Raw genomic sequence first — 23644 nt, forward strand, 5'->3', positions numbered from 1 at the left:
GGGGAGACGCCAAGGGTGCCTTCGAAACGGGCCGGTGCGCGCTTCCAAAGAAGATGATCTATCTAGACCCTAGTCTGGTTATATTAACCGGGGAGGAGCTGGAGGGACCGGATCATGGAGAAACCGGAGGCGATCTTCGCCCGGGACTTCACGACAAGCCCTCCCACATGCTGCGGGAAGACCCCCGGATGGTCGACCGCACCCTTTGTCAGACCGTGCTCCAGCACGACGAGGCATCGATCCTCATCAGGTCCGGTCATTCACCTCCGGTGAAGGTCTGGGTGAACGTGTCCGGCGTCGAATAGATCATGAGAATTCAGCCGGGGAGAGCGCCCGGTGGGATCGAACGGTTCACGGGACGTGCCGATGTGCTCGCGATGGCGGGCGACGATCCGTACGCGCGGATGGTGCTCACCGATCACTCCACCGGGTACGGCGGCGCCGGAGCGGTGGCCTGGTCCGGCAGGACTTCCCGGACGCCGCTGCTCTGCGCCCGGGGCACACCGGCGGAGACGGCCCGGTTGCTGACGACGCTCCACCATGAGGGGCTCATCACCGCCGGAACGCTGCTACGTCTCCCTCCGGGGACCGGCGAACTCCTGCACGTCCTTCCACTCCGGCATGTCGAGGACTGGCAGTTCCGCTGGACGGACAGACCGCCGCGGCCGTTCGGGGGACCGGGCCCGGTGGAGGTGCTGCCGGCGGCCGGGGAGATCACGGCGCTCCTGGACTCAGGCAATCCGAGTTCCTCCGTCCGGCCGGGGGCGCCGCACATCCGGCGGTGGTACGGCATCCGCGACGGCGGTGGGCTGGCCGCCTGCGGCGCGGACGTGAGCTACGGCGGTGTCGGCTACCTCGCCGGGCTGACGGTCGCCCCGTCCCGGCGCGGCCAAGGGCTGGGCACCGTACTGACGTCGGCGATGAGCCGGTCGGCACACGCCGAGTTCGGCGTCGTGGCCCTCGGCGTCAACTCCGCCAACCACGGAGCGATCCGCCTCTACGAACGCCTCGGCTTCACGAACACCGTCGAGGTCTCGGCCTACGAACTGCTCGCCCCGTCCTGACGGCCTTCACAGGCTCCGCGACTCTCCGGCGGGAAGACCTCCCGTCCTCCCGGCAGGGCGGCTTCCCTGCCGGAACAGACGGTGGTCGCTCCTGGCCGGTGCCCCCGCGTACTCGCGTGCAGAGATCCGTACGACCGGCGGATCAAGGATGAGCGCGCCCCGGTGGGGCGCCCTGCGGCGAGCGACCGTGAGGTCCTTCCCGACAGGGTGGCCGCAAGGCGACGGCGAGCACCCCGGACCGGACCCGGGCGGTGGCTTCAGCATCGGCGGGAAGCATGGTCGTCCGGGAAAGGGCCGCATCCATACGGCCCGCGCGCTCCTGCGGCGGGGCACGAGGAGCGCGGCGCGGGGCGGTGGTCCGGGCGGCGTATAAAACACCGCAACCCTGCGTGCCCGCCAGGCCGCAGGCCTGACCCCGCCAGAGCGCAACTGCGACGGCCGCCCGGACCACCGCCCCGCAGAGCGCGACCATGTACCGGCCAGAGGACCCCACCGCAGCGACCGCCCCACGACCCGGACGAGAAACCCCCACCGAAGCGACCGCTCCACATCACCGTGCTCCACCGGTTCACGGAACCGCCGTACCGATGTGCAGGAGAGGACGAGCCCTCCGCCGGGGAAGGGCGGAGGGCTCGGAAGGGGTTCAGCGGGGAGGGGTCAGCGCTCGACCTCGCCGCGGATGAACTTCTCGACGTACTCGCGGGCCTCGTCGTCGGAGTACTGCTCCGGCGGGGACTTCATGAAGTAGGAGGAGGCCGAGAGGATCGGGCCGGCGACGCCCCGGTCCAGGGCGATCTTGGCGGCGCGGACGGCGTCGATGATGATGCCGGCGGAGTTGGGGGAGTCCCAGACCTCCAGCTTGTACTCGAGGTTCAGCGGGGTGTCGCCGAAGGAGCGGCCCTCCAGGCGGACGTAGGCCCACTTGCGGTCGTCCAGCCACGGCACGTGGTCCGACGGGCCGATGTGCACGTCGGCCTTGGCCATCTCGTGCGGGATCTGCGAGGTGACGGACTGGGTCTTGGAGATCTTCTTGGACTGCAGGCGCTTGCGCTCCAGCATGTTCATGAAGTCCATGTTCCCGCCGAAGTTCAGCTGGTAGGTGCGGAGCAGCTCCACCCCGCGGTCCTCGAACAGCTTGGCCATGACCCGGTGGGTGATGGTGGCGCCGACCTGGGACTTGATGTCGTCGCCGACGATCGGCACGCCCGCGTCGGTGAACTTCTGCGCCCACTCGGGGTCGGAGGCGATGAAGACGGGCAGCGCGTTGACGAAGGCGACCTTGGCGTCGATGGCGCACTGGGCGTAGAAGCGGTCCGCCTCCTCCGATCCCACCGGCAGGTAGGAGACGAGCACGTCGACCTTGGCGTCCTTGAGGACCTGCACGACGTCGACCGGGGCCTCGTCGGACTCCTCGACCATCTCGCGGTAGTACTCGCCGAGCCCGTCGAGGGTGTGGCCGCGCTGCACGGTGACACCGGTGGGGGGCACGTCGCAGATCTTGATGGTGTTGTTCTCCGAGGCCACGATCGCCTCGGACAGGTCACGGCCGACCTTCTTGGCGTCGACGTCGAACGCGGCGACGAACTCGACGTCGCCGACGTGGTAGTCGCCGAACTTCACGTGCATGAGGCCCGGCACCCGGGCGCCGGGGTCGGCGTCCCTGTAGTAGTGCACGCCCTGCACGAGCGACGCGGCACAGTTGCCTACACCGACAATGGCTACGCGCACCGAACCCATGGCACTCGCTCCCTCAGTCCTGATTGATCACTTGTTCTCCGGGGCGGTGGGCCGCTCCGGACCATCGGTTCCGGGCGCGGGCGCCCGGTACGTCTCTTCTTCCTGTGCGGCCGGGGACTCCCCGTCATCCGCGGCGGGCCCTCTCCGCTCTGCGTCCACGGTCGCGCCCGGGGTCCCGTCCGGTCCGCGGGCGACCCGCACCCCGTCGTCCGGGCCGCTGACCGCGGCCCCTCGCCGCTCCGTCTCGATCAGCTCGTTGAGCCACCGCACCTCGCGCTCGACCGACTCCAGGCCGTGCCGCTGGAGCTCGAGTGTGTAGCTGTCCAGCCGCTCGCGGGTGCGGGCGAGGGCCGTACGGACGGCGTCGAGCCGCTCCTCCAGCCGGCTGCGGCGTCCCTCGAGGATGCGCAGGCGCACCTCGGCCTCGGTGTGCCGGAAGAAGGCGAAGTGGATGCCGAAGCTCTCGTCCTCCCAGGCGGACGGGCCGGCCTGGGTGAGGAGCTCCTGCAGCCGCTCCTTGCCCTCCGCGGTCAGCTTGTAGACGATCTTCGACCGGCGGCCGGTGAGGGGCACCGCGCTCTCGGGGGAGGGCTCCTCCTCGGCGATCAGCCCGTCCTCCAGCAGCTGGCGCAGGCACGGATAGAGCGAGCCGTAGGAGAAGGCGCGGAACATGCCGAGCAGGGCGTTGAGCCGCTTGCGCAGCTCGTAGCCGTGTAGCGGGGTCTCGTGCAGCGACCCGAGCACGGCGAGCTCCAGCACGCCGCCTCGCGAACCGGCCACTGGAAACCACCACCTCTCGCGTCGATGTATCGAGCCGATACATCGGGAGGATACGTCGGTTCGACATATCTCGGCAACGCACGACTTTCCCAAGAGGTTGGGACCAAACGCAAAAAAGCCGTAGTCTGACCGTTATGTGGTCACAGCGAGCGGTGGTGGGCTCAGGCTCGCGCGCGCTTGCGACGGCCGCCGGGCACGGGGAATCCCAGGTCTACGCAGGAGAGGTCCGTCGTGGTTGCTCCCGGAGCGGCCCGAAGGTCTCGTTCGTCCTCGGGAACGGAGATCCCCCCGAAGAGGTCGGCTACTAGTGAGCCAAGGCGCTGAGATATCCCCTGCCCAAGAGGTAATCTCACCCGCGCCTGCACGCCGTCGTAGACCCCCCATGACCGAACGAGGACGCGTTGAGTTACAGCAGCAGCCATGACCCGGAGCCGAACGGGCGCCCACAGCGCCCGGACGGATCGGCTCGTCCGGGGCGGCGCCGCCGCTCGAATCCGGAAGCCGCTCCCCGTACCGTCCCCCCGGTCCAGCCGGGCCAAACCGGTGGCGTGAACAGGGGGCCGCACCAGGCGCAGCCGGGGCAGCGCTCCCCGCAGGGGCCGGGGTACGGCACGCCCGCGCAGGGCCGCGTCCCGGATCCGCGTCCTCCGGCGGGTCCCGCCGGGCCGGGCCGCGGGCCCGCCTCCCGGCCCGCGGGCCCGCTCCCGCCCCAGGGGCCCGTGCCGGGACAGGGTCCCGTGCCCAGCCGGGCGGGGGGTGGCAGGGGCGGGATGCGCCGGCAGGACACCGACCCGAGAGACGGACGCCGTCCCGAGGCGGCCTTCGAGGACACCCAGGCCCTCATGGCCGCGCAGGCCGGAGGCGGCCGCCCGCCGGGTGACGGCGGGGGACGGCGCGGCCGGGGCGGGCGCGGCGGCTCCGGGGGTTCCGGTGGTCCGGGCGGCTCCGGAGGTCCGGGCGGGCCCAGGGGACCGGAGCCGGAGGACGAGCCCAAGGGCCGGAACTGGAAGCGGTTCATCCCCAGCTGGAAGATCATGATGGCGGGCGCCGTCATCCTCACCGCCGGCGTCTTCGGCATGATCGCCGTGGCCTACGCCAACACGCCCGTCCCCGAGGCCGTGCAGGACGAGGCCGAGGAGCGGGGCAGCACCATCTACTACCGGGACGGCAAGACCGTGATCGCCCGGCTCGGCACCAAGCGCATCCCGGTGGCCTTCGAGAAGATCCCCAAGCACGTCCAGGACGCGGTGGTCGCGGCGGAGAACCGCAGCTACTGGGAGGACAGCGGCATCGACTTCGCGGGCATGGCCCGGTCGGTGCTGAACACGGTCAGCGGCAAGCAGGTGCAGGGCGCCTCGACCATCACCCAGCAGTACGTCCGCAACTACTACGAGGGCATCACCAAAGAGGTCTCGGTCCAGCGGAAGATCAAGGAGATCTTCGTCGCGGTCAAGGTCAACGACGAGCTGGGCAAGGAGGAGATCCTCACCCGCTACCTCAACACCATCTACTTCGGCCGCGGCGCGAACGGCATCGAGGCCGCCGCCCAGGAGTTCTTCCGCAAGCACGTCTGGGAGCTGACCGTGCCCGAGGCGGCCTACCTCGCCGGTCGCATCCAGAACCCGAGCCGGTTCGACTCCCTGGAGCAGAGCGACAACTTCGCCGCCACCAAGGAACGCTACGAGTACGTGCTCGGCGGCATGGCGCTGGTGAACCCCGAGGCGTACGGCAAGTACGCCAAGACCCCGTTCGAGGACCTGAAGATCAGGAACTTCAAGATCACTGAGGTCAACAAGGGCCTCAAGGGCTACATGCTCGACATCGTGAAGCGGGAGCTGGCGGGCCGGGGCATCACCGAGGAGATGCTGAACACCCAGGGGCTCAGGGTCACCACGACCTTCGACGAGGGGATGATGAAGGCCGCCAAGAAGGTGGTGAACGCCAGGACGAAGGGCCTCGACCCCACCATCCACGCCCGGGTGGCCTCGGTGAACCCCGCCAACGGCCGGGTGCTCGCCTTCTACAGCGGTGACGACTACACCGTGGACGCCGTCAACCGCGCCTTCGACACGACCAAGCAGGCCGCCTCGGCGTTCAAGCCGTACGTGCTGGCCGCCTGGCTGGAGGCGGGCTACTCCCTGGACAGCTACATCGACGGCATGAAGACCATCGAGGCGGAGGGGACCAAGCCGATCAGCAACGCGGGCAACGCGGCCTTCGGCCCGATCGACATGGTCAAGGCCATGGCCAAGTCGGTGAACACGGTCTTCGTCCAGATGGGCCAGGAGGTCACCCTGCCGAAGGTGGGCGAGATCGCCAAGGAGGCCGGAGTCGGCGAGCGCTTCAGGGTGCTGTACGGAGGCAAGAACGCGGTCGACTGGTCGATCGAGAACCACAACTACGCCGTCACCATCGGCAGCGCCTCGGTCACCGCGGTCGAGCAGGCCGCCGGTTACGCGATGTTCGCCAACGAGGGCAAGTACGTCCCCTGGCACACCGTCGTCAAGGTGGTCGACGCCGACGGTGTGGAGGTGCTGCAGGAGCACAAGCCCGTCAAGCAGGTCATCACCCCCGACACGGCGGCCGACGTGACCTTCGCCCTGCAGGCCGTGGTCAAGAGCGGCACCGGCGGCGCCGCGAACCTGGGCAACCGGCCGGTGGCCGGCAAGACCGGTACCAACAACGACTACAAGGACGCCTGGTTCGTCGGCTTCACCCCGCAGGTCGTCACCGCGGTCGGCATGTCGCAGGACGTGCCGTACAACAAGGCCGGCACGCGCAGGCTCAAGGTGAACGAGCACGGCCACGTCGCCAACGACAAGATCAAGCAAGAGGACGTGACCTGGAAGGAGATGCCGATGCCCTCCTTCATCGGAGGCGGCGGCACCCCCACCCAGATCTGGCACGACTACATGGCCGCCGTGACCGCGGGGCACGAGGTCAAGCAGTTCCCGCCGAAGGCCGGGACCGGCAACGTGCACAACCTGGCCGAGCCGAAGCCGTCCCCCAGCCCGACGCCCGACATGCCGATCGACGAGGGCGACGGCCCCGGCGACGACTGGCCCTTCGACGAGAATCCGGACCAGCCCCAGGGGCAGCAGTGCGCCCCGGGAGACTGGGTCTGCGAGTCCGGCTCCGGTGACATGGACGGGGACGGGGACGGCGTCGTCGGCCCGAACGGCGCCGCTCCGAAGAGCGCCGCTTCGAAGAGCGGCGCCCCGAACGGCGGCGTCCCGAACGGCGGCGCCCCGAGCCCCGGCGGCACCCAGGGCGCGGCGTTCGTCACGAGCCCGAGCCCGGCGCCGAGCGGGCGGCGTCCCTGACATGAGGAGCACCGAGACGACGCGGGAGCCGCTGCCGGAGACGTTGTCCGACTTCGGGCGGCGCGCGGTGCCGTACCTGCCCCTGGCGCTGTTCGCGGCGCTGGGGGCGGTCCTGGCGTACCTGTGGAAGTGGCCGTGCCGTTTCGGCGGGGCCTGGAACGACGGCACCCGCCAGTTCACGAACTTCTGCTACACCGACATCTATCCGCTCTGGTGGAACGAGAAGCTGAACGAGGGCCAGGTCCCGTACTTCGACTTCCCGGTGGAGTACCCCGTCGGCATCGGCGCCATCATGGAGTTCTTCCGGCGGATCATCCCGGGGGACCCGGACACCACGGCGGCCGGCACGGTCTTCTACGACCTGACCGTCGTCCTCATGGCGGTCTGCCTGGTCGTCGGCGTGCTGCTGATGGCCGCGCTGGCCGGTCCGGCCCGGCGCTGGGACGCGCTCTGGTACGCCCTGGCGCCCGCGCTGATCTTGACCGCCTACATCAACTGGGACCTGGCCGCCAACGCCCTCGCGCTGGGCGCGCTGCTCGCCTGGGCCAAGGAGCGCCAGTGGCTGGCGGGAGTCCTGCTGGGGCTGGCCATCGCCACGAAGTTCTACCCGCTGATGTTCATCGGCCCGCTCTTCCTGCTGGCCTGGCGGACGGGCCGGTGGAAGCCGTTCCTGCGCACGATGGCCGGTACGGCGGGCGCCTGGCTGGCCGTCAACCTCCCGGTGATGCTCTTCGCCTTCGAGGGCTGGAAGCGCTTCTACGTCTTCAGCGAGGAGCGCCCGGCCGACTGGGGCTCGCTCTGGTACTTCTTCAACCAGAAGCAATGGCCGATCCTCGGCGACGCCGAGCGGCTCGACACGCTGGGCGTGCTCTCGCTCGCCGTGTTCTGCGCGGCCATCGCGCTGCTGACGCTGACGGCCCGGGAGCGGCCCCGGCTGATGCAGCTCTGCTTCCTCACGCTGGCCGCCTTCATGCTGACCAACAAGGTCTGGTCGCCCCAGTACGTGCTCTGGCTGATCCCCTTCGCGGTGCTGGCCCGGCCGAACTGGAAGCCGATCGCGCTCTGGATGGTCGCCGAGTGCTGGTACTTCTTCGCGATCTGGCTCTATCTGGTCGGCATCCAGGACGGCAACGCGCACCTGGGCATCGCCGGGGACACCTACTTCACGGGGGTCTGGGGCCGGGCGATCACCATCCTGATCATGATGGCCTTCGTGGTGCGGGACATCCTCCGGCCCGAGCACGACGCGGTCAGGGCGGACGGGAGCGACGACCGCTCCGGCGGCGTCTTCGACGGGGCCCCCGACCGGTTCCGGCTCGCCCTCGCCTGACGTGGCCGTACGGACCGCGGAGACCGTGGAGGAGCCCGGCCGCGAGGGGCCGGACCGCGTTCCCGAGGCGGAGGGGGTCCTGCTCTGGATCGCCTCCCGTCTGGGGATCTTCGTCCTGGCCGCCGCCTCCGCCGCGGCCGTGGCACAGGGAGAGCACGTTGCGCCGTTCCTGGAACGCTGGCGGCACTGGGACGCCGACCTGCTCGCCGTCATCGCCGAGCACGGCTACGACGGCGACCCGTCCCGTGACCCGGACGCGGGGCTGCCCGCGTTCTTCCCGGGCATGCCGCTGGCGCTGCGCGCGGTGAACCTCGTCACGGGCGACTGGACGCTCGCCGGGCTGCTGATCTCCTTCGTGGCCGGCGCCGTCGCGGTGGCCGCGCTGGCCCGGCTCGCCGAGTTCGAGGGGCCGCCCGGCGCCGGGTGGCGGGCGGTGCTGGCGCTGCTGCTCTGGCCGATGTCGGTGTTCCTGTTCGCGGGCTACAGCGAGTCGCTCTTCCTGGCCTTCGCCATCCCGGCCTGGCTGGCCGCCCGCCGGGGCCGCTGGCCGCTCGCGGCGGCGCTGGCCGCGGGGGCGTCCTGCGTGCGCATCACCGGCCTGTTCCTGGCGCTCGCCCTGATCGTGGAGTTCGCGGTCCAGCGCCGCCCGGTACGGCGGGCGCCCTGGCTGGCGGTGCCGTTCCTGCCGCTGGCCGCCTACTCGGCCTACCAGCACGCGCGCACCGGCGACTGGATGGCGTGGAAGACCGCGCAGGAGGCCGGATGGGGCCGGACGATGGTCTGGCCGTGGGAGTCGCTGGCCACCACGTGGGACTCGGCGATGGGCGACGGCCGGTTCGCCTGGGCCTTCCGGATGGAGCTCGCCGGGGCGGCCGTCGGCGTCACGCTGGTGGTGCTGCTGCTCGTGCTGCGCCGCTGGAGCGAGCTGGTCTACGTCGGGCTCCAGGTGGGCGCGCTGATCTGCTCGGCCTACTATCTGTCGATCCCGCGCTCGGCCCTGCTGTGGTGGCCGCTCTTCCTGCTCGTGGCGCGGGCCTCCACCCCGGGGCCGCGCTGGCGGACGGGGGTGATAGCGGTCTACGCGCTGGTCATGGGACCGCTGGCGGTCTTCCACACGATGAGTTTCATGGAGGGCGCCTGGGTGGGGTGAGGTCCCTTACCCGTTTTCGCCGGAAAGTAATCCAGGGAAGTTATCCACAGGCTGGGGACAACCGCCCCCGGCCGGCGATCAGAGGTTCTTCCGGAGGAAGGCGAGGTCCTCGGCCTGGCCGCCGGACGGGGTCTCCAGCACGATCGGCGCGCCCGCCCTCCGGCAGACCTCCAGGATGAGCCCGGGGTCGATCGTGCCGGCGCCGAGATTGGCGTGCCGGTCGGCGCCGGAGCCGAAGGCGTCACGCGAGTCGTTGCAGTGCACCAGGTCGATCCGGCCGGTGATCGCGGTGATCCGGTCCACCACGTCGGGCAGTTCCACCCCGGCCGCGTGGGCGTGGCAGGTGTCCAGGCAGAAGCCCACGTCGAAACCGTCGAGAGCCTCCCACAGGCGGGCGATCCGCTCCAGCGTCCTGGCCATGGCGTTGCCGCCGCCCGCGGTGTTCTCGATGAGCACGGGGACGGGCCGCTCCTCCATGCGCTCGAAGACCTTGCGCCAGTTCTCGACGCCCTTGGCGGGGTCGTCGCCGGCCCCCACGTGCCCCCCGTGCACGACCAGCCCCTTGGCGCCGAGCTCGGCCGCCGCCGCCAGGTGGGCGTCCAGCAGTTTGCGGCTGGGGATGCGGACCCGGTTGTTGAGCGTGGCCACGTTGATCACATAGGGCGCGTGGACGTAGACGTCCATCTCCGAACCCGCGATGTCCCGCGTCCGCTCCCCGATGACCGGGCCCTTCCAGCTCTGGGGGTCGCCGAGGAAGAACTGCGCGACCTCGGCTCCGCACGCCCGGGCGTGGGAGAGCGGGTCGTCCGAGTCGACGTGGGCTCCGATGCGCGACATGTGCCGAGCCTAACCGCTGCGCGCCGCCGTCCGGGAGCGCGCGGCGGCCCGCACGCGGGCGGCCGTCCGGGAATGCGCGGCGGCCCGCACGCGGGCGCGGGGGCGGACCGCCGCACGGGTACCCGGGCCGGCCGGCACGCGGTGCGTGGAGCGGCGGGAGGCGCGGATCCGCGCAGGTCACGGGCCCGGCCGTTTCGAGGGGGCGCTGCGGGGAAGTCGCGGGGGACGAGCCCTGCCCCCGTCCCCCCGAAGGGCCCAGCCAAGGAGTCGAAATGGCGTACCGCTACCGCAGAGGCATCAGCCTGGTCGGCCTCATCTACCTTCTGGTCGGCCTCTACGTCGCCTGGGTCTACGACTACATCACCCCCGCGCTGCTGCGGGACGTGGCCGAGGCGCTGCTGGCCGTCCTGCTCTGGTTCCTCGTCCTGCTCGGCGTGGACCTGCACCTGGGTTAGCCGTCCCGCCGGCCGCCGCCCTCATCCGCGGCCCTCGCCGGCGCCGTCCCCCGGGCCCGGCCGGGCGGCGGAGCGGCCGGACCCCGGCGGCTCACCGGCGGTTCCGGTGGACCGCCGGAACCCGGCGGCCGGGCCGCTACGGGAGGAAGCCGCCGTGGTAGATGCCCATGGCCACGCCCACGAACGAGGCCACGATGCCGATGATGTTCAGCGCCCGCTCCGGGGTCGTCGCCGAGACGTACTGGGAGTAGAAGCCCCCCCAGAAGCCGATCGCGCCCAGCCAGGCCGCGGCGACGTGCGCGCCCGGGAAGAGCCCGCAGAGGAAGGCGATCACCCCCAGGGTGAACGTGGCGATGCTCAGGCCGTTCTCCAGCGGATGGGGACGGCCGTCGGCGTCGAGGAGCGGGAGCCGTGCGAACTTCGGTGCCCGCCGTTGGGCAGGACGGGTCGTCTGCGTCGTCTGCGGCATGGATCACCACCTCTTTCCCCCTCGCGTACGGAGGTTCCCGTGGAACGTCCGTCCAACCCTTGACAGCCTGGTAGGCTGGCTCGGCTGCGTTGTATGGGTGTGCTGTGAGCCGCCCTCCGCCCCGGTCGCCGAAGTGGGCGCGCGGGGTGAAGACGTCAGCGTCCTCCTGTCACGGCATGGTGTCGTGACCGCAACAGTCCAGAGGAGGTTGGAAGCCAGCATGCGTCGTTACGAACTGATGGTCATCCTCGACCCTTCGCTCGATGAGCGCACGGTGGCCCCGTCCCTCGACCAGTTCCTCGCGGTCGTCCGCAATGACGGCGGCACGGTGGAGAAGGTCGACGTGTGGGGCCGGCGGCGGCTGTCCTACGACATCGCCAAGAAGTCCGAGGGCATCTACGCCGTCATCGACCTGACCGCCGCTCCCGCCACGGTCAAGGAGCTCGACCGGCAGCTGGGCCTCAACGAGGGCATCCTCCGCACCAAGGTCCTCCGCCCGGACGTGCACTGATCCCCGGCGTTTTTGTCGGGCGGCAGCCGTACTCTGAGCCGACAACCAGCCAAGGCCGCAGGAAGGGCAGAAGCTAGCCATGGCAGCAGGCGACACTCAGATCACCATCGTCGGCAACCTCGTCGACGACCCCGAGCTGCGCTTCACCCCCTCGGGGCAAGCCGTGGCCCGGTTCCGCGTCGCGTCCACTCCGCGTTATCTGGACAAGCAGACCAACGAGTGGAAGGACGGCGAAGGTCTCTTCCTGACCTGCAACATCTGGCGGCAGGCGGCGGAGAACGTCGCCGAGAGCCTCCAGCGCGGCATGCGGGTCATCGTCCAGGGACGGCTGCGCCAGAGGTCCTACGAGACCAAGGAAGGCGAGAAGCGCACGGTCTACGAGGTCGAGGTCGACGAGGTCGGCCCGTCCCTGCGCAACGCCACCGCCAAGGTCAACAAGACCGCCCGCCAGGGCGGTGGAGGCGGCTTCGGCGGCGGTGACCCGTGGGCCTCCGCGGCACCCGCGCCCCAGGGCGGCGGCTTCGGCGGCGGTCCTCAGGGGGGCGGCTACGGCGGTCCCCAGCAGGGCGGCGGCTTCGGCGGCGGTCCTCAGGGGGGCGGCTACGGCGGTCCCCAGCAGGGCGGCGGCTTCGGCGGCGACTTCAGCGACGAACCGCCTTTCTAAGAGACGGTCCGCGGCGGCCCTCGCGGCGGCCGCGGCCCCCGTCCATCCCAGTCCCAGTAACCGCAGCGACCATTCCCGCCTGACGGCGGGGCTCTGAAAGGAGCACCACGATGGCCAAGCCGGCACTGCGCAAGCCCAAGAAGAAGGTTTGCCTGTTCTGCCACGACAAGATCTCCTACGTCGACTACAAGGACACGGCGCTGCTTCGGAAGTTCATCTCCGACCGCGGCAAGATCCGTGCCCGCCGGGTGACGGGCAACTGCACCCAGCACCAGCGTGACGTGGCGACCGCTATCAAGAACGCTCGTGAGATGGCGCTCCTGCCGTACATGAGCACCGCGCGCTAAGGAGGTCCGGACCAATGAAGCTCATTCTCACCAGTGAGGTCACCGGCCTCGGTGCCCCCGGCGACATCGTCGAGGTCAAGAACGGCTACGGCCGCAACTACCTGCTCCCCCGCGGCTTCGCGATCCTGTGGACGCGCGGCGGCGAGCGGCAGATCGTCTCGATGAAGAAGGCCCGTGAGGCCCGAGAGATCCGCGACCTGGGCACCGCCCAGGAGGTCGCGGGCCGGCTCAAGTCGCTGAAGGTGTCGCTGAAGACCAAGGCCGGCCAGGGCGGCCGCCTCTTCGGCTCCGTCACCACGGGCGACATCGCCGAGGCCGTCAAGGCCGCCGGCGGCCCCGAGCTGGACCGCCGCCGCATCGAGATCCCCAACGCGATCAAGAGCGTCGGCTCCCACCGGGTCAGCGTCAAGCTGCACCCGGAGGTCTCCGCCGCCCTCGACGTCGAGGTCATCGGCGCCTGACCGGCAGTCTGAGAGAGGGTCCCTCCCGTCGACGGGAGGGACCCTTTTCTGCGTTTCCGTATGTCCGCATCTGCGCTGTCCATCATGGACGCCGTTCATCTGCCGGTCTCCGCTGTACGTAGAATTCGGAGGTCATCGCGCTCCCCCGGAGGTCTGTCATGGTTCGTCCCTCGCTGCTGCTCGCGCTCGGCGCCCTCGCGCTGGCCACCGCGGCCTGTGCACCGGCCTCGGACACCGCGGCCCAGCCTGGCGCCTCCGCCCCGGCGGGCTCCCCGGCCGCGGACGCCTGCGCCAAGGGCGGTCTCGCGCTGAAGACCTCCGGCAAGCTGACCATCGGCACCGACAAGCCCGCCTACGAGCCGTGGTTCGCCGAGGACGACCCGGCGAACGGCCAGGGCTTCGAGAGCGCGGTCGCCTACGCCGTCGCCGACCGGCTCGGCTTCGCCAAGGACGAGGTCGTCTGGGAGACGGTGCCGTTCGACGCCGCGTTCGCCCCGGGCGCCAAGAAGTTCGACTTCGACATCAACCAGATCTCCATCACCCCCGATCGGGCCAAGGCCGTCGACTTCAGCAAGGGCTACTACACGGTCAAGCAGGCGGTCGTCGCGATCAAGGGCTCGGCGTTCGCCTCCGCGAGCGACCTCGCCTCGCTGAAGGAGGCCCGGATCGGGGTGCAGGTCGGCACCACCAGCCTCCAGGCGGTCCAGGACGCCATCCGGCCCACCTCCGACCCCAAGGTCTACAACGTGCAGGTCGACGCGGTGAACGCGCTGAAGAACAAGCAGGTGGACGCCATCGTGGTGGACCTGCCGACCGCGTTCTACGTCACCGCGGCGCAGGTCGAGGACTCCGTGATCGTCGGGCAGTTCGACGCCGCCGGCGCGACCCCGGAGCAGTTCGGCCTGGTCTTCGAGAAGGGCAGCGCGCTGGTCCCCTGCGTCAACGCGGCCATCGACGAGCTCACCGCGTCCGGGAAGCTCGCCGAGATCGAGAACAACTGGCTCGGCTCGGCCGCGGGCGCCCGGGAACTGCCGTGACCCTTCCCCACCGGGACGCGGGGGCCGCGGGAGGGCTCCGCGTCCCGTCGCGGGACGGGCGGCACGCATGAGCGAGACCACCTGGGTCAAGAGCGAGCGGCAGATCCGGCGGGAGAGGCTCCGCCGGAGCCGGGCCGTCCGGTCGGGCACGATCGCCACGGTCTCCACGATCGTCTTCCTCGGCGCGCTGGCGGCGGTGGTCACCGGCTCGCCGGGCTGGCCCCGGGTCCGGGAGACCTTCTTCAGCGGTGAGGCCCTCGTCAGGGCGTGGCCGGAGGTCCTCGAAGGGTTCTGGACGAACGTCCAGATCTTCCTGATCGCCGAGCCGGTCATCCTGGTCCTCGGCCTGCTCGTCGCGCTGGCCCGGAACCTGCGGGCGCCGGTCTTCTTCCCGATCCGGGCGCTGGCGGTGGTCTACACCGACGTGTTCCGCGGGGTGCCGACCATCCTGGTGATCCTGCTGGTCGGCTTCGGCATTCCGGCGCTCGGCCTGCAGGGCACGCCCAGGGACGAGATCACCCTGGGGGTGATCGCCCTCGTGCTCTCCTACTCCGCGTACGTCGCCGAGGTGTTCCGCGCGGGCATCGACTCGGTCCACCCGAGCCAGCGGGCCGCGGCCCGCTCCCTGGGGCTCGGCCACGGCCAGACCATGCGCCACGTGGTGCTGCCGCAGGCGTGGCGCCGGGTCGTGCCCCCGCTGCTCAACGACTTCGTCTCGCTGCAGAAGGACACCGCCCTGGTCTCCACGATCGGGGTGATCGAGGCGCTCCGCCAGGCGCAGATCCACGCCGCGAGCACCTTCAACTACACGCCCTACCTGGTGGCCGCGCTGCTGTTCGTCGCGCTCACCATCCCCATGGCCCGCCTGACCGACCACCTGGCGGCCCGTTCGCAGAGGCGGCGCGGCGCATGAGCCTGTTGACCATCGAGGGCGTCTGGAAGAACTACCACGGCCACAGCGTGCTGCGCGGGATCGACCTCCTGGTCGAACCGCACGAGGTGGTCTGCCTCATCGGCGCCTCCGGCTCCGGCAAGTCGACGCTGCTGCGCTGCGTGAACCTGCTGGAGACCGTCGACGACGGCGCCATCCACCTGGACGGCGTCGAGATCACCGATGTCGGGGCCGACCCCGACGACGTGCGCAAGCGCGTGGGCATGGTCTTCCAGTCCTTCAACCTGTTCCCGCACATGACGGTGCTGGAGAACATCACGCTGGCCCCGCGCAAGGTGCACAAGGTGGGCCGGGCGCGGGCCGAGGAGCAGGCCCGCGAGCTGCTGTCGCGGTTCGGCCTGGCGGACAAGGCCGGCGCCTACCCCGACCGGCTCTCCGGCGGCCAGCAGCAGCGCGTCGCCATCATCCGGGCCCTGGCCACCCAGCCCCGCCTGATGCTGCTGGACGAGGTCACCTCGGCGCTGGACCCGGCGCTGGTCGCGGAGGTGCTGGGGATCATCAGGGAGCTCAAGGAGGGCGGGATGACGATGATCCTGACCACCCATGAGATGGGCTTCTGCCGGGAGATCGCGGACACCGTCTGCTTCCTCGACGAGGGCGTGCTCCTGGAACGCGGCACTCCCGAGCAGATCTTCACCGACCCGGGGGAACCCCGGACCCGGGAGTTCCTGCGGACCGTGATCGACGCCCGCAGGATGTGACGCGCCCCCGGCGGCGGCCGGTGCCGCCGCTGACGGTTCCCGTCCCCCACGGCGGTCCCGCAGGCGGGCAGCGGGCCCGTCAGCGCCGGTGCCGGCCGCGGTTGCCGTAGGCGGGGTCGACGGCCGGCCTGCCCCCGCCGGTGGCGAGCAGGCTGTTGCGCCTGCCGTACAGCAGGTAGACCAGCAGGCCGAAGGCCATCCAGACGGCGAAGTAGAGCCAGGTGACGACCTGGAGGTTCACCATGAGCCAGAGGCAGGCCAGGATCGAGGCGGCGGGCACGTAGGGGGAGAACGGGGTGCGGAAACCCCGGGGCAGGCCCGGCATCGTCCTGCGCATCCGGATCACCCCGGCGGCCGACGCGATGAACGTGTACAGCGCGCCGATGACGACCAGCGGCTCCAGGGTGAGCACCGGCACGAACTCGGCCAGCAGGACCGCCGCGAGGCCGATGACCAGGGTGGCCCTGGTCGGGCTGTGGTAGGTGCGGTTGACCTTGGCGAGCGAGCGGGGGAAGAGCCCGTCGCGGGCCATCGCGAAGACCACCCGGGTCAGCCCGACGAGCAGCACCAGGACGACGGTGGTGAGGCCGAGCACCGCGCCGATGTTGATGACGTGGACCATGAAGTCCACGCCCGCCCGGCGGAAGGCGCTGGCGAGCGGGGCGTTCAGGTCGATCTCGTCATAGGAGGTCATGCCGACCATGACCACCGCGACCGCGATGTAGATGACGGTGGTGACCATCAGGCTGCGGATGATGCCCCGGGGGACGGCGCGGGGGGCGTCCTCCGCCTCCTCGGCGGCCGTCGCCACGACGTCGAAGCCGATGTAGGCGAAGGCGATCGTGGCGGAGGCGGCGAAGATGCCGAACCAGCCGAACGCGTCCGTCTGGCCGAAGAGCAGCCCGAGCACCGAGGACTGCAGCGTCTCCGAGGCCGCCGGGACCGGCGCGGGCGGCGCCGGGATGGCCGTGAGGTTGCCCTGGTCGAAATGGAGGGCGCCGATCACGATCACCGCTCCGATGGTCAGCAGCTTGGCGACCACGATGATCCACAGGGCGCGCAGGCCGATCCGGGCGCCGAGGGCCACCACGGCCACCAGCAGCACGAGGATGAGCAGGGTGAACAGGTCGAAACCCTCGGTCTGGCCGACGACCCCGGCGAGCGGGGCGGGGATGGGGACCCTGAGGTCGGCCAGCATCTGGGCGGCGTAGAGCGACCAGGCGCGGGCGACCACCGCGGTGGCCACGAGCAGCTCCATCACCAGCGCCCAGCCGACGATCCAGGCCCAGACCTCGCCGAAGATGACGTAGGTGAAGGTGTAGGCGCTGCCGGAGGCGGGCATGGCGGACGACAGCTCGGCGATGCAGAAGGCCACGAGCATGCTCGTGATACCGGCGATCATGAAGGAGAGGATCACGCCGGGGCCCGCCATGGTGGCGGCCTGGCGGCCGGCGAGGCTGAAGATGCCCGCCCCGATCATGACGCCGACGCCCAGCACGACGAGGTCCGCCCGGCGGTAGGTCGTGGCCATGCCGTGGCGTGCGCCGGTCCAGCGCTCCGTCGCGGTGCCCGGCGGAAGACGGCGGGTGATCGATGAAGAGCGGTCCTCGGACACGGCGCGGCCAATCCTGGTCGGAGCAACACCCTGCGTTGCCGGGTCTGTTCACAGTGCCGCAGGGGATCACGCCGTACAAGAGGGAACCGGTCACGTGGTGGACACCGCCTGATCACGTGCCGATCACCCGTCCCGCCGGGACCGGTGAGGTGCTCAGGTGTCCGCTGCGAGCCACCGGTGAGGTGCTCAGGTGCCCGTCACGAGCCACCGGTCGTCGCGGGCGCGCAGGCCCAGCGTCGTCATCCGGGCCGCCATCCACAGACCGAGCGCCGCCCAGAGCGCGATCAACCCGCCGCCGGTGGCGACGACCGCGCCCACGGCGGGCAGGTAGGCCAGCGTCGTCCACACCCCCGCCCAGGCGAGGTAGGACTGGTCCCCGGCCCCGATCAGGACCCCGTCCAGCACGAACACGATCCCGGCGACCGGCTGCAGGAGCGCCACCACCCAGAGCAGGGCGAGCAGTTCGCCCGCCACCGCGGGCCCCGTGTCGAACAGGCCGGGCATGGCGGGTCCGGCGGCGATCACCGCCAGCCCCAGCACCAGCCCGGAGCCGATGCCCCAGAAGACCATCCTGCGGGTCGCGGCCCGCGTCCCCGCCGCGTCCCCGGTGCCCAGGGTATGGCCGGTGATGGCCTGCCCGGCGATCGCGATCGCGTCCAGGGCGAAGGCCAGCAGGGTCCAGATCCGGAAGGCGATCGTATGGGCCTCCAGCTGCTCCTCACCCATCCCGGTCGCCACGGCCGTCGCGATGAGCAGCACCGCCTGCAGGCAGAGCGTGCGGACGACCAGCGCGACCCCGGCCGATCCGGCGGCCCTGATCCCGGCGGGGTCGGGCCGGAGCGGCGCGTGGTGGCGGCCGAACAGGATGGCCAGGTAGACGGCGGCGGCGAGTGTCTGCGCCAGCACGGTGCCCCAGGCGGACCCCGCCACACCCCACCCCAGGACGAGGACGAACACGCCGTTGAGCACCGCGTTGAGCGCGAAGGCCCCGACGGAGACCAGCAGCGGCGTGGCGGTGTCCTGCATGCCGCGCAGCACCCCGGTCCCGGCGAGCACCAGCAGCATCGACGGGACGCCGAGCAGGCTGATGCGCAGGTAGGTCACCGCCTGCCGGGCGAGCTCCCCCTCCGCGCCGAGCGCCTGGACGAGGTACGGCGCGAGCGGCCACACCACCACGATGACCACCAGGCCGACCCCGGCCGCCAGCCAGAGGCCGTCCACCCCGTGCCGGAGCGCCCGCCGCCGGTCGCCCGCGCCCATCTGCCGCGCGACCGACGCGGTGGTGCCGTAGGCCAGGAACACGCACAGGCCGACCAGGAAGCTCAGCACGGTGCTCGCCACCCCCAGCGCGCCGAGCGCGGGCGAGGGCAGACGGCCGACGATCACGGTGTCGGTGAGGAGGAAGAGCGGCTCGGCGACCAGTGCGCCGAAGGCCGGGACGGCCAGCCGGAGGATCCGCCGGTCGTCAGGGTGAACGGTAAGAGGCACGGCTTCATTGTGCCTGTTACTTTCGGCTGAGCTCCGCGCCCGCCGGAAGCCCGCCGGAAGCTCATCGGACGCCCGCCGGGCGCCTGCGGGAAGCCCGCCGGGCGCCAGCCGGAGGTGAGGGTCGGCGGCCCTGCGCGGACACCGCCCCGGCATGGGGCTCCGACTTTCTTTCCTCCACAGGCGGTGGATGACGGCATCCCGGGTGGAGCGGCCTTTCCACACCGGCGGCGATAGTTATCCACAGGGCTGTCCCCAGGGTTTTCACATGTCCGGGGGAGAACTGCACACGTTATCCACAGGTCTGTCTACAGGCCGCGTTGCCGCCAGGTCCGCGGAGCGGCGAAACTGTCAGATCGGTCGGCTAAAAACGAAGGCAGCGCGGCCGCGATGAACAGAGGGGGTGCGCGGTGAGCATCGCAGATCCACCGGTCTTCGAACCGGGGTTCGAACGCACGCCGCCGAACAACATCGAGGCGGAGCAATCCGTGCTGGGCGGCATGCTCCTGTCCAAGGACGCCATCGCCGACGTCGTCGAGATCATCCGGGCGGACGACTTCTACCGACCGGCCCACCAGATCATCTACGACATCATCACCACCCTCTACGGCAGGGGCGACCCGGCCGACGCCGTCACGGTCTTCGACGAGCTGCAGAAGCGCGGCGAGGTCGCCCGGGTCGGCGGCGGCGCCTACCTCCACACGCTGACCGCCGTCGTGCCCACCGCGGCCAACGCCGGCTACTACGCGCGGATCGTCCGCGAGCAGGCCATCCTCCGCCGCCTCATCGAGGCGGGCACCCGCATCGTCTCCTACGGCTACGGCGGGCAGGACGAGGAGGTCGACGACCTCGTCGACCGCGCCCAAGCCGAGATCTACAAGGTCACCGAGCGCCGCACCTCCGAGGACTACGCGCCGCTGGCGGACATCATGCCCGGGGCGCTCGACGAGCTGGAGGCCATCGGCGGCCGGAACGGCCAGATGGTCGGCGTCCCCACCGGCTTCCAGGACCTCGACGCCCTCACCAACGGCCTCCACCCCGGCCAGATGATCGTCGTGGCCGCGCGCCCCGCGATCGGCAAATCCACTTTGGGTCTGGATTTCGCCAGATCTGCCGCTATCAAGCACGGCATGACGACTGTCGTGTTCTCGCTGGAGATGTCCAGAAACGAGATCACGATGCGTCTGCTCTCCGCCGAGGCCCGGGTGGCGCTGCACTCCATGCGCTCGGGCTCGATGACCGACGAGGACTGGGCGAGGCTGGCGCGGCGGATGGGCGAGGTGGCCGAAGCCCCGCTCTTCATCGACGACTCACCGAACATGTCGATGATGGAGATCCGGGCCAAGTGCCGCCGTCTGAAGCAACGTCACGACCTGCGCTTCGTCGTCATCGACTACCTCCAGCTGATGTCCTCGCCGAAGAAGACCGAGAGCCGCCAGAACGAGGTCTCCGAGATCTCCCGTGCGATCAAGCTCCTCGCCAAGGAGCTGGAGGTCCCGGTCATCGCGATCTCGCAGCTGAACCGTGGTCCGGAGCAACGAACGGACAAACGACCCATGGTCAGCGACCTTCGCGAATCGGGCTGCCTTACGGCCGACACTCGGATTCTCCGTGCCGACAACGGGGCCGAGGTCTCCCTGGGTGAGCTTCTGGAGAGTGGTGAACGGGACATCCCCGTCTGGTCGCTCGACGAGCGGTTGAGGCTCATCCCCCGCACCATGACCCATGTGTTCCCGAGCGGGGTGAAGGAGGTCTTCCGCCTGCGCCTGAAGTCCGGCCGGGAGATCAGTGCGACGGCGAACCACCCTTTCATGACCTACGACGGCTGGCGTCCACTGGGCGAACTCCATCAGGGGGCGCGGCTGGCGGTGCCGCGGCACGTTCCCCCGCCGGAGCAGCTCCAAGAGTGGCCGGAGAGCGAGATCGTCCTGCTGGCACACATGATCGGTGACGGATCCTGCCTGAAGAGGCAGCCGATCCGTTACGCGAGCAAGGACGAGGCGTGTCTCGCGGCGGTGACCGAGGCGGCCGGGCACTTCGGTGTCACGGCGATCCGGGATGAGTACGAAGCGGCGAGGGTCACGACCCTGCGACTGCCGGCGCCGTACCGGCTGACCCACGGCAAGCGGAACCCGATCGCGGCCTGGATGGACTCGCTGGGGCTCTTCGACCGGAGGAGCCACGAGAAATACGTGCCGGAGCCGGTCTTCTCGCTGACCAAGCCGCAGATCGCTCTCTTTCTCCGACACCTGTGGGCGACCGACGGCTGCGTCTGGTGGGACGAGAAAGTCGGTCAGGCCCGGATCTACTACGCCTCGACGAGCAGACGCCTGATCGACGACGTGGCCCGGTTGTTGCTCCGCTTCAACGTGATGACCCGGGTGAAGGAGGTCCGTAAGGGAGACCACCGGCCCGGCTACCAGCTGGTCATCTACGGTGCGGAGAACCAGCTCCGCTTCCTCGACGAGATCGGTGTGCACGGCGAGCGATCGGTTCAGGCCGAGCGTTGCACCGCGGCACTACGCGGGCTCAAGGGCAACACGAACCTCGACACCGTGCCCCGTGAGGTCTGGGAGAAGGTCCGGGAAGCGCTGGCGGAGAAGGGGATGACACACAGGACCTTCTCGGCGCAGCTCGGTACCCAGTTCTGCGGAAGCGCGCTCTGGAAGAGCGCTCCCAGTCGTGAGCGGCTGGGCAGAGTCGCCACGATCTTGGATGACGCGCAGTTGGAGATGCTGGCCACCAATGACGTTTTCTGGGACGAGGTCGTCTCCATAGAGAGCGAGGGGGAGCAGCCCGTCTACGACGCGACTGTCCTGGGCACGCACAATTTCGTGGCTAACGGGATCAACGTGCACAACTCCATCGAACAGGACGCGGACATGGTCATCCTGCTCCACCGGGAGGACGCCTACGAGCGGGAGTCGCCCCGGGCGGGCGAGGCGGACCTGATCGTGGCCAAGCACCGTAACGGCCCGACCGCCACGATCACCGTGGCCTTCCAGGGCCACTACAGCCGCTTCGTCGACATGGCCACCCACTAGGCGGGCGGCAGGGGCCGCCTTTCCGGCGGCGGCATCGACACCGCCGCCGGTTCCTGCTCCGTGGCAGAGATGCCGAAACGCCGAGCGCGGGCGCCGGGTCCTACTCCGCCGCCGGGACGCCGAGCGCGAGGTCGAGCACTTCCCGGAGCGAGGAGAGGTACGGCCCCGGCCAGTCGTCCTCCCGGCTGTGCGCGTCGTCGTCCCACCAGTCCTCGGCGCGCAGCATGAAGGCCCGCATGCCACACGCGGACGCGCCGGTGAGCTCGCGGCCGCCGCCGTCGCCGATGTACAGGCACTCCTGCGGGGCGACTCCCAGCCGCTGGGCGATCAGGCGGAACAGCTCCGGGTCCGGTTTCCTCCGGCCGGCCTCACACGAGAGCACGGCCGCGTCGACCAGGCCGGACAGCGGCAGCGACGGCCAGGACTCGGCGAGCTCCACCGTGCAGTCACTGAGCACGCCCACCCGCAGCCCCGTGGCGCGCAGCGCGGTCAAGGCCGGTGCGGCGTCCTCGCGCAGGGTGAACAGCTCGCGCTGCGCTTCCAGCCGGACCGCGCAGGCGGCGGCCAGCCCGGGGTCGTCGGCACGGGGTCGTCGGCCTCGGCCCCGCAGCGCTGAACGAGTGCGCGGAAGGTGGCCGACAGGTCTCCCAGGCTCCCGACGGCCCGTTCGGGGAACGAGGCGTCCAGGGCCGCGCACCAGTCACGCGCCGGGATCCCCAGCACCGCCGCGCTCCGGGCGGCGTGCTCGTCCCACACGTGGGAGGGCGTGCTCGGGGTGAGCGTGCCGAAGAAGTCGAAGATCACTGCGGTGGGGAGCACGTCATGATCTTATGAGGCCTGTTCCGGGCGGGGAAGCGGTGCGGCGTCCGGGATCCGCCATGGGCCGGGACGGGCTCCGGCCCTCCTCAGGCCGTGATCCCGCGGTAGCGCACCCAGACGTCGCCGGTCTGCACGTGGCCGGTGAGCCGCACGGTGACGCCGTCGGGCGCGAGCGGCACCGGCGGGCGGTTGTGGACGGCGCCCATCCGGCGCCGGACGACCTCCTCGTCGCGGACCCACCAGCCGCGGGGCACCACGACGACGATGTCACCGAACCAGGAGGTGATCTCGACGTCGAGCAGCACCTCCCGGTGCGGGCAGTCGGCCAGGGTGAAGTCGATCCGCACCTTGCCCCACCGGCCGGCCTTGGCGCTCATGTGCCGGGGCACCGTCCAGCGGCCCGTCTGCGCGAGCCTGCCGCTGCCCGTGTGGAGCCGCAGGATGTCGCCCTCGGCAGGCACGGGAAACGGAAGGCCGGCCGGTGCGGGAGGCGGGGCTGCGGCCGGGGACGGCGCGCCGTACCGCGGCAGGTCGGACACGACCTCGTCCAGTTCGCCCAGAGTGCGGGCGGTGTAGGCGCGGTCGATCCGCTCGGTCAGTTCCTCCAGGCTGATGCGACCGTCGCCGGCGGCGGCGCGGAGCGTCTCCGCCACCCTGTCACGATCCTGATCGCTCGCCCGGAACTTCCGATGATCGGTCATGGCGCCCCTTGGGTCATGAATCATGAAATCACGGATTCGCCCGCGGATGCCGTCCTGCGGACCCGGAACCTCGGGCCGGATGGGGATCCGGATCCGAACCTCGGGTCCGCATGGGACCCGGCCCCGAGCCTTCCGGCCCACACGGGGGATCCGGACTCCGGG

General features: G+C 70.6%; 21 protein-coding genes and 1 pseudogene. 13 read left to right on the forward strand and 9 right to left on the reverse strand.

The annotated features are described in order from the left end of the window. Window positions 1-377: 377 nt before the first annotated feature. On the forward strand, window positions 378-1064 hold the full coding sequence (locus tag ACFOWE_RS02095) for a GNAT family N-acetyltransferase (RefSeq protein ID WP_377285027.1): 687 nt from the start codon (window positions 378-380) through the stop codon (window positions 1062-1064). Window positions 1065-1721: 657 nt separating this feature from the next. Here ACFOWE_RS02095 and ACFOWE_RS02100 read toward each other — a convergent pair. After that, window positions 1722-2801 (reverse strand): inositol-3-phosphate synthase, encoded by a 1080-nt coding sequence (locus tag ACFOWE_RS02100; RefSeq protein ID WP_377285028.1) that lies wholly within the window; start codon window positions 2799-2801, stop codon window positions 1722-1724. 231 nt (window positions 2802-3032) lie between these two features. Beyond that, a pseudogene (locus ACFOWE_RS02105) lies at window positions 3033-3581 on the reverse strand (helix-turn-helix transcriptional regulator); the annotation flags it as partial. A 770-nt stretch (window positions 3582-4351) separates the two neighbouring features. On the opposite strand from ACFOWE_RS02105, the gene ACFOWE_RS02110 reads away from it, so the two are divergent. Genes ACFOWE_RS02110 through ACFOWE_RS02120 form a run of 3 tightly spaced genes read left to right on the forward strand, consistent with a single transcriptional unit; the run spans window position 4352 to window position 9384 of the window. Beyond that, the gene (locus ACFOWE_RS02110; protein ID WP_377285029.1) at window positions 4352-6904 is read left to right on the forward strand and encodes a transglycosylase domain-containing protein; all 2553 of its coding nucleotides are present in this window, start codon (window positions 4352-4354) and stop codon (window positions 6902-6904) included. 1 nt (window position 6905) lies between these two features. Beyond that, window positions 6906-8234: a glycosyltransferase family 87 protein gene (locus tag ACFOWE_RS02115; RefSeq protein ID WP_377285030.1), complete on the forward strand. Its 1329-nt coding sequence runs from the start codon at window positions 6906-6908 to the stop codon at window positions 8232-8234. 1 nt (window position 8235) lies between these two features. Further along, on the forward strand, window positions 8236-9384 hold the full coding sequence (locus ACFOWE_RS02120) for a mannosyltransferase family protein (RefSeq protein WP_377285031.1): 1149 nt from the start codon (window positions 8236-8238) through the stop codon (window positions 9382-9384). Window positions 9385-9462: 78 nt separating this feature from the next. Here ACFOWE_RS02120 and ACFOWE_RS02125 read toward each other — a convergent pair whose 3' ends face one another. Beyond that, entirely contained in the window at window positions 9463-10221 is a 759-nt protein-coding gene (locus ACFOWE_RS02125) for a deoxyribonuclease IV (RefSeq protein ID WP_377285032.1), read from the reverse strand. A 272-nt stretch (window positions 10222-10493) separates the two neighbouring features. On the opposite strand from ACFOWE_RS02125, the gene ACFOWE_RS02130 reads away from it, so the two are divergent. Further along, window positions 10494-10676, forward strand: coding sequence for a hypothetical protein (locus tag ACFOWE_RS02130; protein WP_344858731.1), 183 nt, complete (start codon window positions 10494-10496; stop codon window positions 10674-10676). Between the two features lie 136 nt (window positions 10677-10812). Here ACFOWE_RS02130 and ACFOWE_RS02135 read toward each other — a convergent pair whose 3' ends face one another. Beyond that, complete coding sequence (locus ACFOWE_RS02135) at window positions 10813-11145, reverse strand: hypothetical protein (RefSeq protein ID WP_377285033.1); 333 nt, start codon at window positions 11143-11145, stop codon at window positions 10813-10815. A gap of 220 nt (window positions 11146-11365) precedes the next feature. Here ACFOWE_RS02135 and rpsF point away from each other — a divergent pair, with 220 nt between their 5' ends. The 7 genes from rpsF (at window position 11366) to ACFOWE_RS02170 (ending at window position 15818) form a co-directional block, all read left to right on the forward strand. Further along, the gene (gene rpsF, locus ACFOWE_RS02140) at window positions 11366-11656 is read left to right on the forward strand and encodes a 30S ribosomal protein S6 (RefSeq protein ID WP_377285034.1); all 291 of its coding nucleotides are present in this window, start codon (window positions 11366-11368) and stop codon (window positions 11654-11656) included. 79 nt (window positions 11657-11735) lie between these two features. Further along, on the forward strand, window positions 11736-12320 hold the full coding sequence (locus tag ACFOWE_RS02145) for a single-stranded DNA-binding protein (protein ID WP_377285035.1): 585 nt from the start codon (window positions 11736-11738) through the stop codon (window positions 12318-12320). A 110-nt stretch (window positions 12321-12430) separates the two neighbouring features. Further along, window positions 12431-12667, forward strand: a complete 237-nt coding sequence (gene rpsR / locus ACFOWE_RS02150; RefSeq protein WP_012895699.1) for a 30S ribosomal protein S18 — start codon at window positions 12431-12433, stop codon at window positions 12665-12667. A 14-nt stretch (window positions 12668-12681) separates the two neighbouring features. Then, a complete protein-coding gene (gene rplI / locus ACFOWE_RS02155; RefSeq protein ID WP_377285036.1) occupies window positions 12682-13128 on the forward strand; it encodes a 50S ribosomal protein L9 in 447 nt (148 codons plus the stop codon). A gap of 158 nt (window positions 13129-13286) precedes the next feature. Further along, window positions 13287-14165 (forward strand): ABC transporter substrate-binding protein, encoded by an 879-nt coding sequence (locus ACFOWE_RS02160; protein ID WP_377285037.1) that lies wholly within the window; start codon window positions 13287-13289, stop codon window positions 14163-14165. Window positions 14166-14232: 67 nt separating this feature from the next. Next, window positions 14233-15078 carry an amino acid ABC transporter permease gene (locus tag ACFOWE_RS02165; RefSeq protein ID WP_377285038.1) on the forward strand — a complete coding sequence of 282 codons (846 nt, stop codon included), beginning with the start codon at window positions 14233-14235 and terminating at the stop codon, window positions 15076-15078. Further along, entirely contained in the window at window positions 15075-15818 is a 744-nt protein-coding gene (locus tag ACFOWE_RS02170; RefSeq protein ID WP_377285039.1) for an amino acid ABC transporter ATP-binding protein, read from the forward strand. Before ACFOWE_RS02165 ends, ACFOWE_RS02170 begins: the two co-directional genes overlap by 4 nt. 79 nt (window positions 15819-15897) lie before the next feature. Here the strand turns inward: ACFOWE_RS02170 and ACFOWE_RS02175 are convergent, their stop codons facing one another. Both ACFOWE_RS02175 and ACFOWE_RS02180 read right to left on the reverse strand, forming a co-directional pair. Further along, window positions 15898-17433, reverse strand: a complete 1536-nt coding sequence (locus tag ACFOWE_RS02175; RefSeq protein WP_377285040.1) for an amino acid permease — start codon at window positions 17431-17433, stop codon at window positions 15898-15900. 186 nt (window positions 17434-17619) lie between these two features. Beyond that, complete coding sequence (locus tag ACFOWE_RS02180; protein WP_377285041.1) at window positions 17620-18921, reverse strand: MATE family efflux transporter; 1302 nt, start codon at window positions 18919-18921, stop codon at window positions 17620-17622. A 497-nt stretch (window positions 18922-19418) separates the two neighbouring features. Between ACFOWE_RS02180 and ACFOWE_RS02185 the strand changes: the two genes are divergently transcribed. After that, complete coding sequence (locus ACFOWE_RS02185) at window positions 19419-21962, forward strand: replicative DNA helicase (RefSeq protein ID WP_377285174.1); 2544 nt, start codon at window positions 19419-19421, stop codon at window positions 21960-21962. A 100-nt stretch (window positions 21963-22062) separates the two neighbouring features. Here ACFOWE_RS02185 and ACFOWE_RS02190 read toward each other — a convergent pair whose 3' ends face one another. The 3 genes from ACFOWE_RS02190 to ACFOWE_RS02200 form a co-directional block, all read right to left on the reverse strand. Beyond that, a complete protein-coding gene (locus ACFOWE_RS02190) occupies window positions 22063-22530 on the reverse strand; it encodes an HAD family hydrolase (protein WP_377285175.1) in 468 nt (155 codons plus the stop codon). Further along, window positions 22452-22781 carry a hypothetical protein gene (locus ACFOWE_RS02195; RefSeq protein WP_377285178.1) on the reverse strand — a complete coding sequence of 110 codons (330 nt, stop codon included), beginning with the start codon at window positions 22779-22781 and terminating at the stop codon, window positions 22452-22454. The genes ACFOWE_RS02190 and ACFOWE_RS02195 overlap by 79 nt, the downstream gene beginning before the upstream one ends. A gap of 86 nt (window positions 22782-22867) precedes the next feature. After that, window positions 22868-23482, reverse strand: a complete 615-nt coding sequence (locus ACFOWE_RS02200) for a DUF1707 SHOCT-like domain-containing protein (protein WP_377285042.1) — start codon at window positions 23480-23482, stop codon at window positions 22868-22870. Between the last annotated feature and the right edge of the window lie 162 nt (window positions 23483-23644).

Source organism: Planomonospora corallina, from assembly GCF_042650625.1.
Taxonomy (GTDB): domain Bacteria; phylum Actinomycetota; class Actinomycetes; order Streptosporangiales; family Streptosporangiaceae; genus Planomonospora_B; species Planomonospora_B corallina.

What these genes read in the sequence shown, in the direction of transcription:
- ACFOWE_RS02095 (WP_377285027.1), top strand. Translation starts at nt 378, where the DNA reads ATGGCGGGCGACGATCCGTACGCGCGGATGGTGCTCACCGATCACTCC.
- ACFOWE_RS02100 (WP_377285028.1), bottom strand. Translation starts at nt 2,801, where the DNA reads ATGGGTTCGGTGCGCGTAGCCATTGTCGGTGTAGGCAACTGTGCCGCG.
- ACFOWE_RS02110 (WP_377285029.1), top strand. Translation starts at nt 4,352, where the DNA reads ATGCGCCGGCAGGACACCGACCCGAGAGACGGACGCCGTCCCGAGGCG.
- ACFOWE_RS02115 (WP_377285030.1), top strand. Translation starts at nt 6,906, where the DNA reads ATGAGGAGCACCGAGACGACGCGGGAGCCGCTGCCGGAGACGTTGTCC.
- ACFOWE_RS02125 (WP_377285032.1), bottom strand. Translation starts at nt 10,221, where the DNA reads ATGTCGCGCATCGGAGCCCACGTCGACTCGGACGACCCGCTCTCCCAC.
- ACFOWE_RS02130 (WP_344858731.1), top strand. Translation starts at nt 10,494, where the DNA reads ATGGCGTACCGCTACCGCAGAGGCATCAGCCTGGTCGGCCTCATCTAC.
- ACFOWE_RS02135 (WP_377285033.1), bottom strand. Translation starts at nt 11,145, where the DNA reads ATGCCGCAGACGACGCAGACGACCCGTCCTGCCCAACGGCGGGCACCG.
- rpsF (WP_377285034.1), top strand. Translation starts at nt 11,366, where the DNA reads ATGCGTCGTTACGAACTGATGGTCATCCTCGACCCTTCGCTCGATGAG.
- ACFOWE_RS02145 (WP_377285035.1), top strand. Translation starts at nt 11,736, where the DNA reads ATGGCAGCAGGCGACACTCAGATCACCATCGTCGGCAACCTCGTCGAC.
- rpsR (WP_012895699.1), top strand. Translation starts at nt 12,431, where the DNA reads ATGGCCAAGCCGGCACTGCGCAAGCCCAAGAAGAAGGTTTGCCTGTTC.
- rplI (WP_377285036.1), top strand. Translation starts at nt 12,682, where the DNA reads ATGAAGCTCATTCTCACCAGTGAGGTCACCGGCCTCGGTGCCCCCGGC.
- ACFOWE_RS02160 (WP_377285037.1), top strand. Translation starts at nt 13,287, where the DNA reads ATGGTTCGTCCCTCGCTGCTGCTCGCGCTCGGCGCCCTCGCGCTGGCC.
- ACFOWE_RS02165 (WP_377285038.1), top strand. Translation starts at nt 14,233, where the DNA reads ATGAGCGAGACCACCTGGGTCAAGAGCGAGCGGCAGATCCGGCGGGAG.
- ACFOWE_RS02170 (WP_377285039.1), top strand. Translation starts at nt 15,075, where the DNA reads ATGAGCCTGTTGACCATCGAGGGCGTCTGGAAGAACTACCACGGCCAC.
- ACFOWE_RS02185 (WP_377285174.1), top strand. Translation starts at nt 19,419, where the DNA reads ATGCTCCTGTCCAAGGACGCCATCGCCGACGTCGTCGAGATCATCCGG.
- ACFOWE_RS02200 (WP_377285042.1), bottom strand. Translation starts at nt 23,482, where the DNA reads ATGACCGATCATCGGAAGTTCCGGGCGAGCGATCAGGATCGTGACAGG.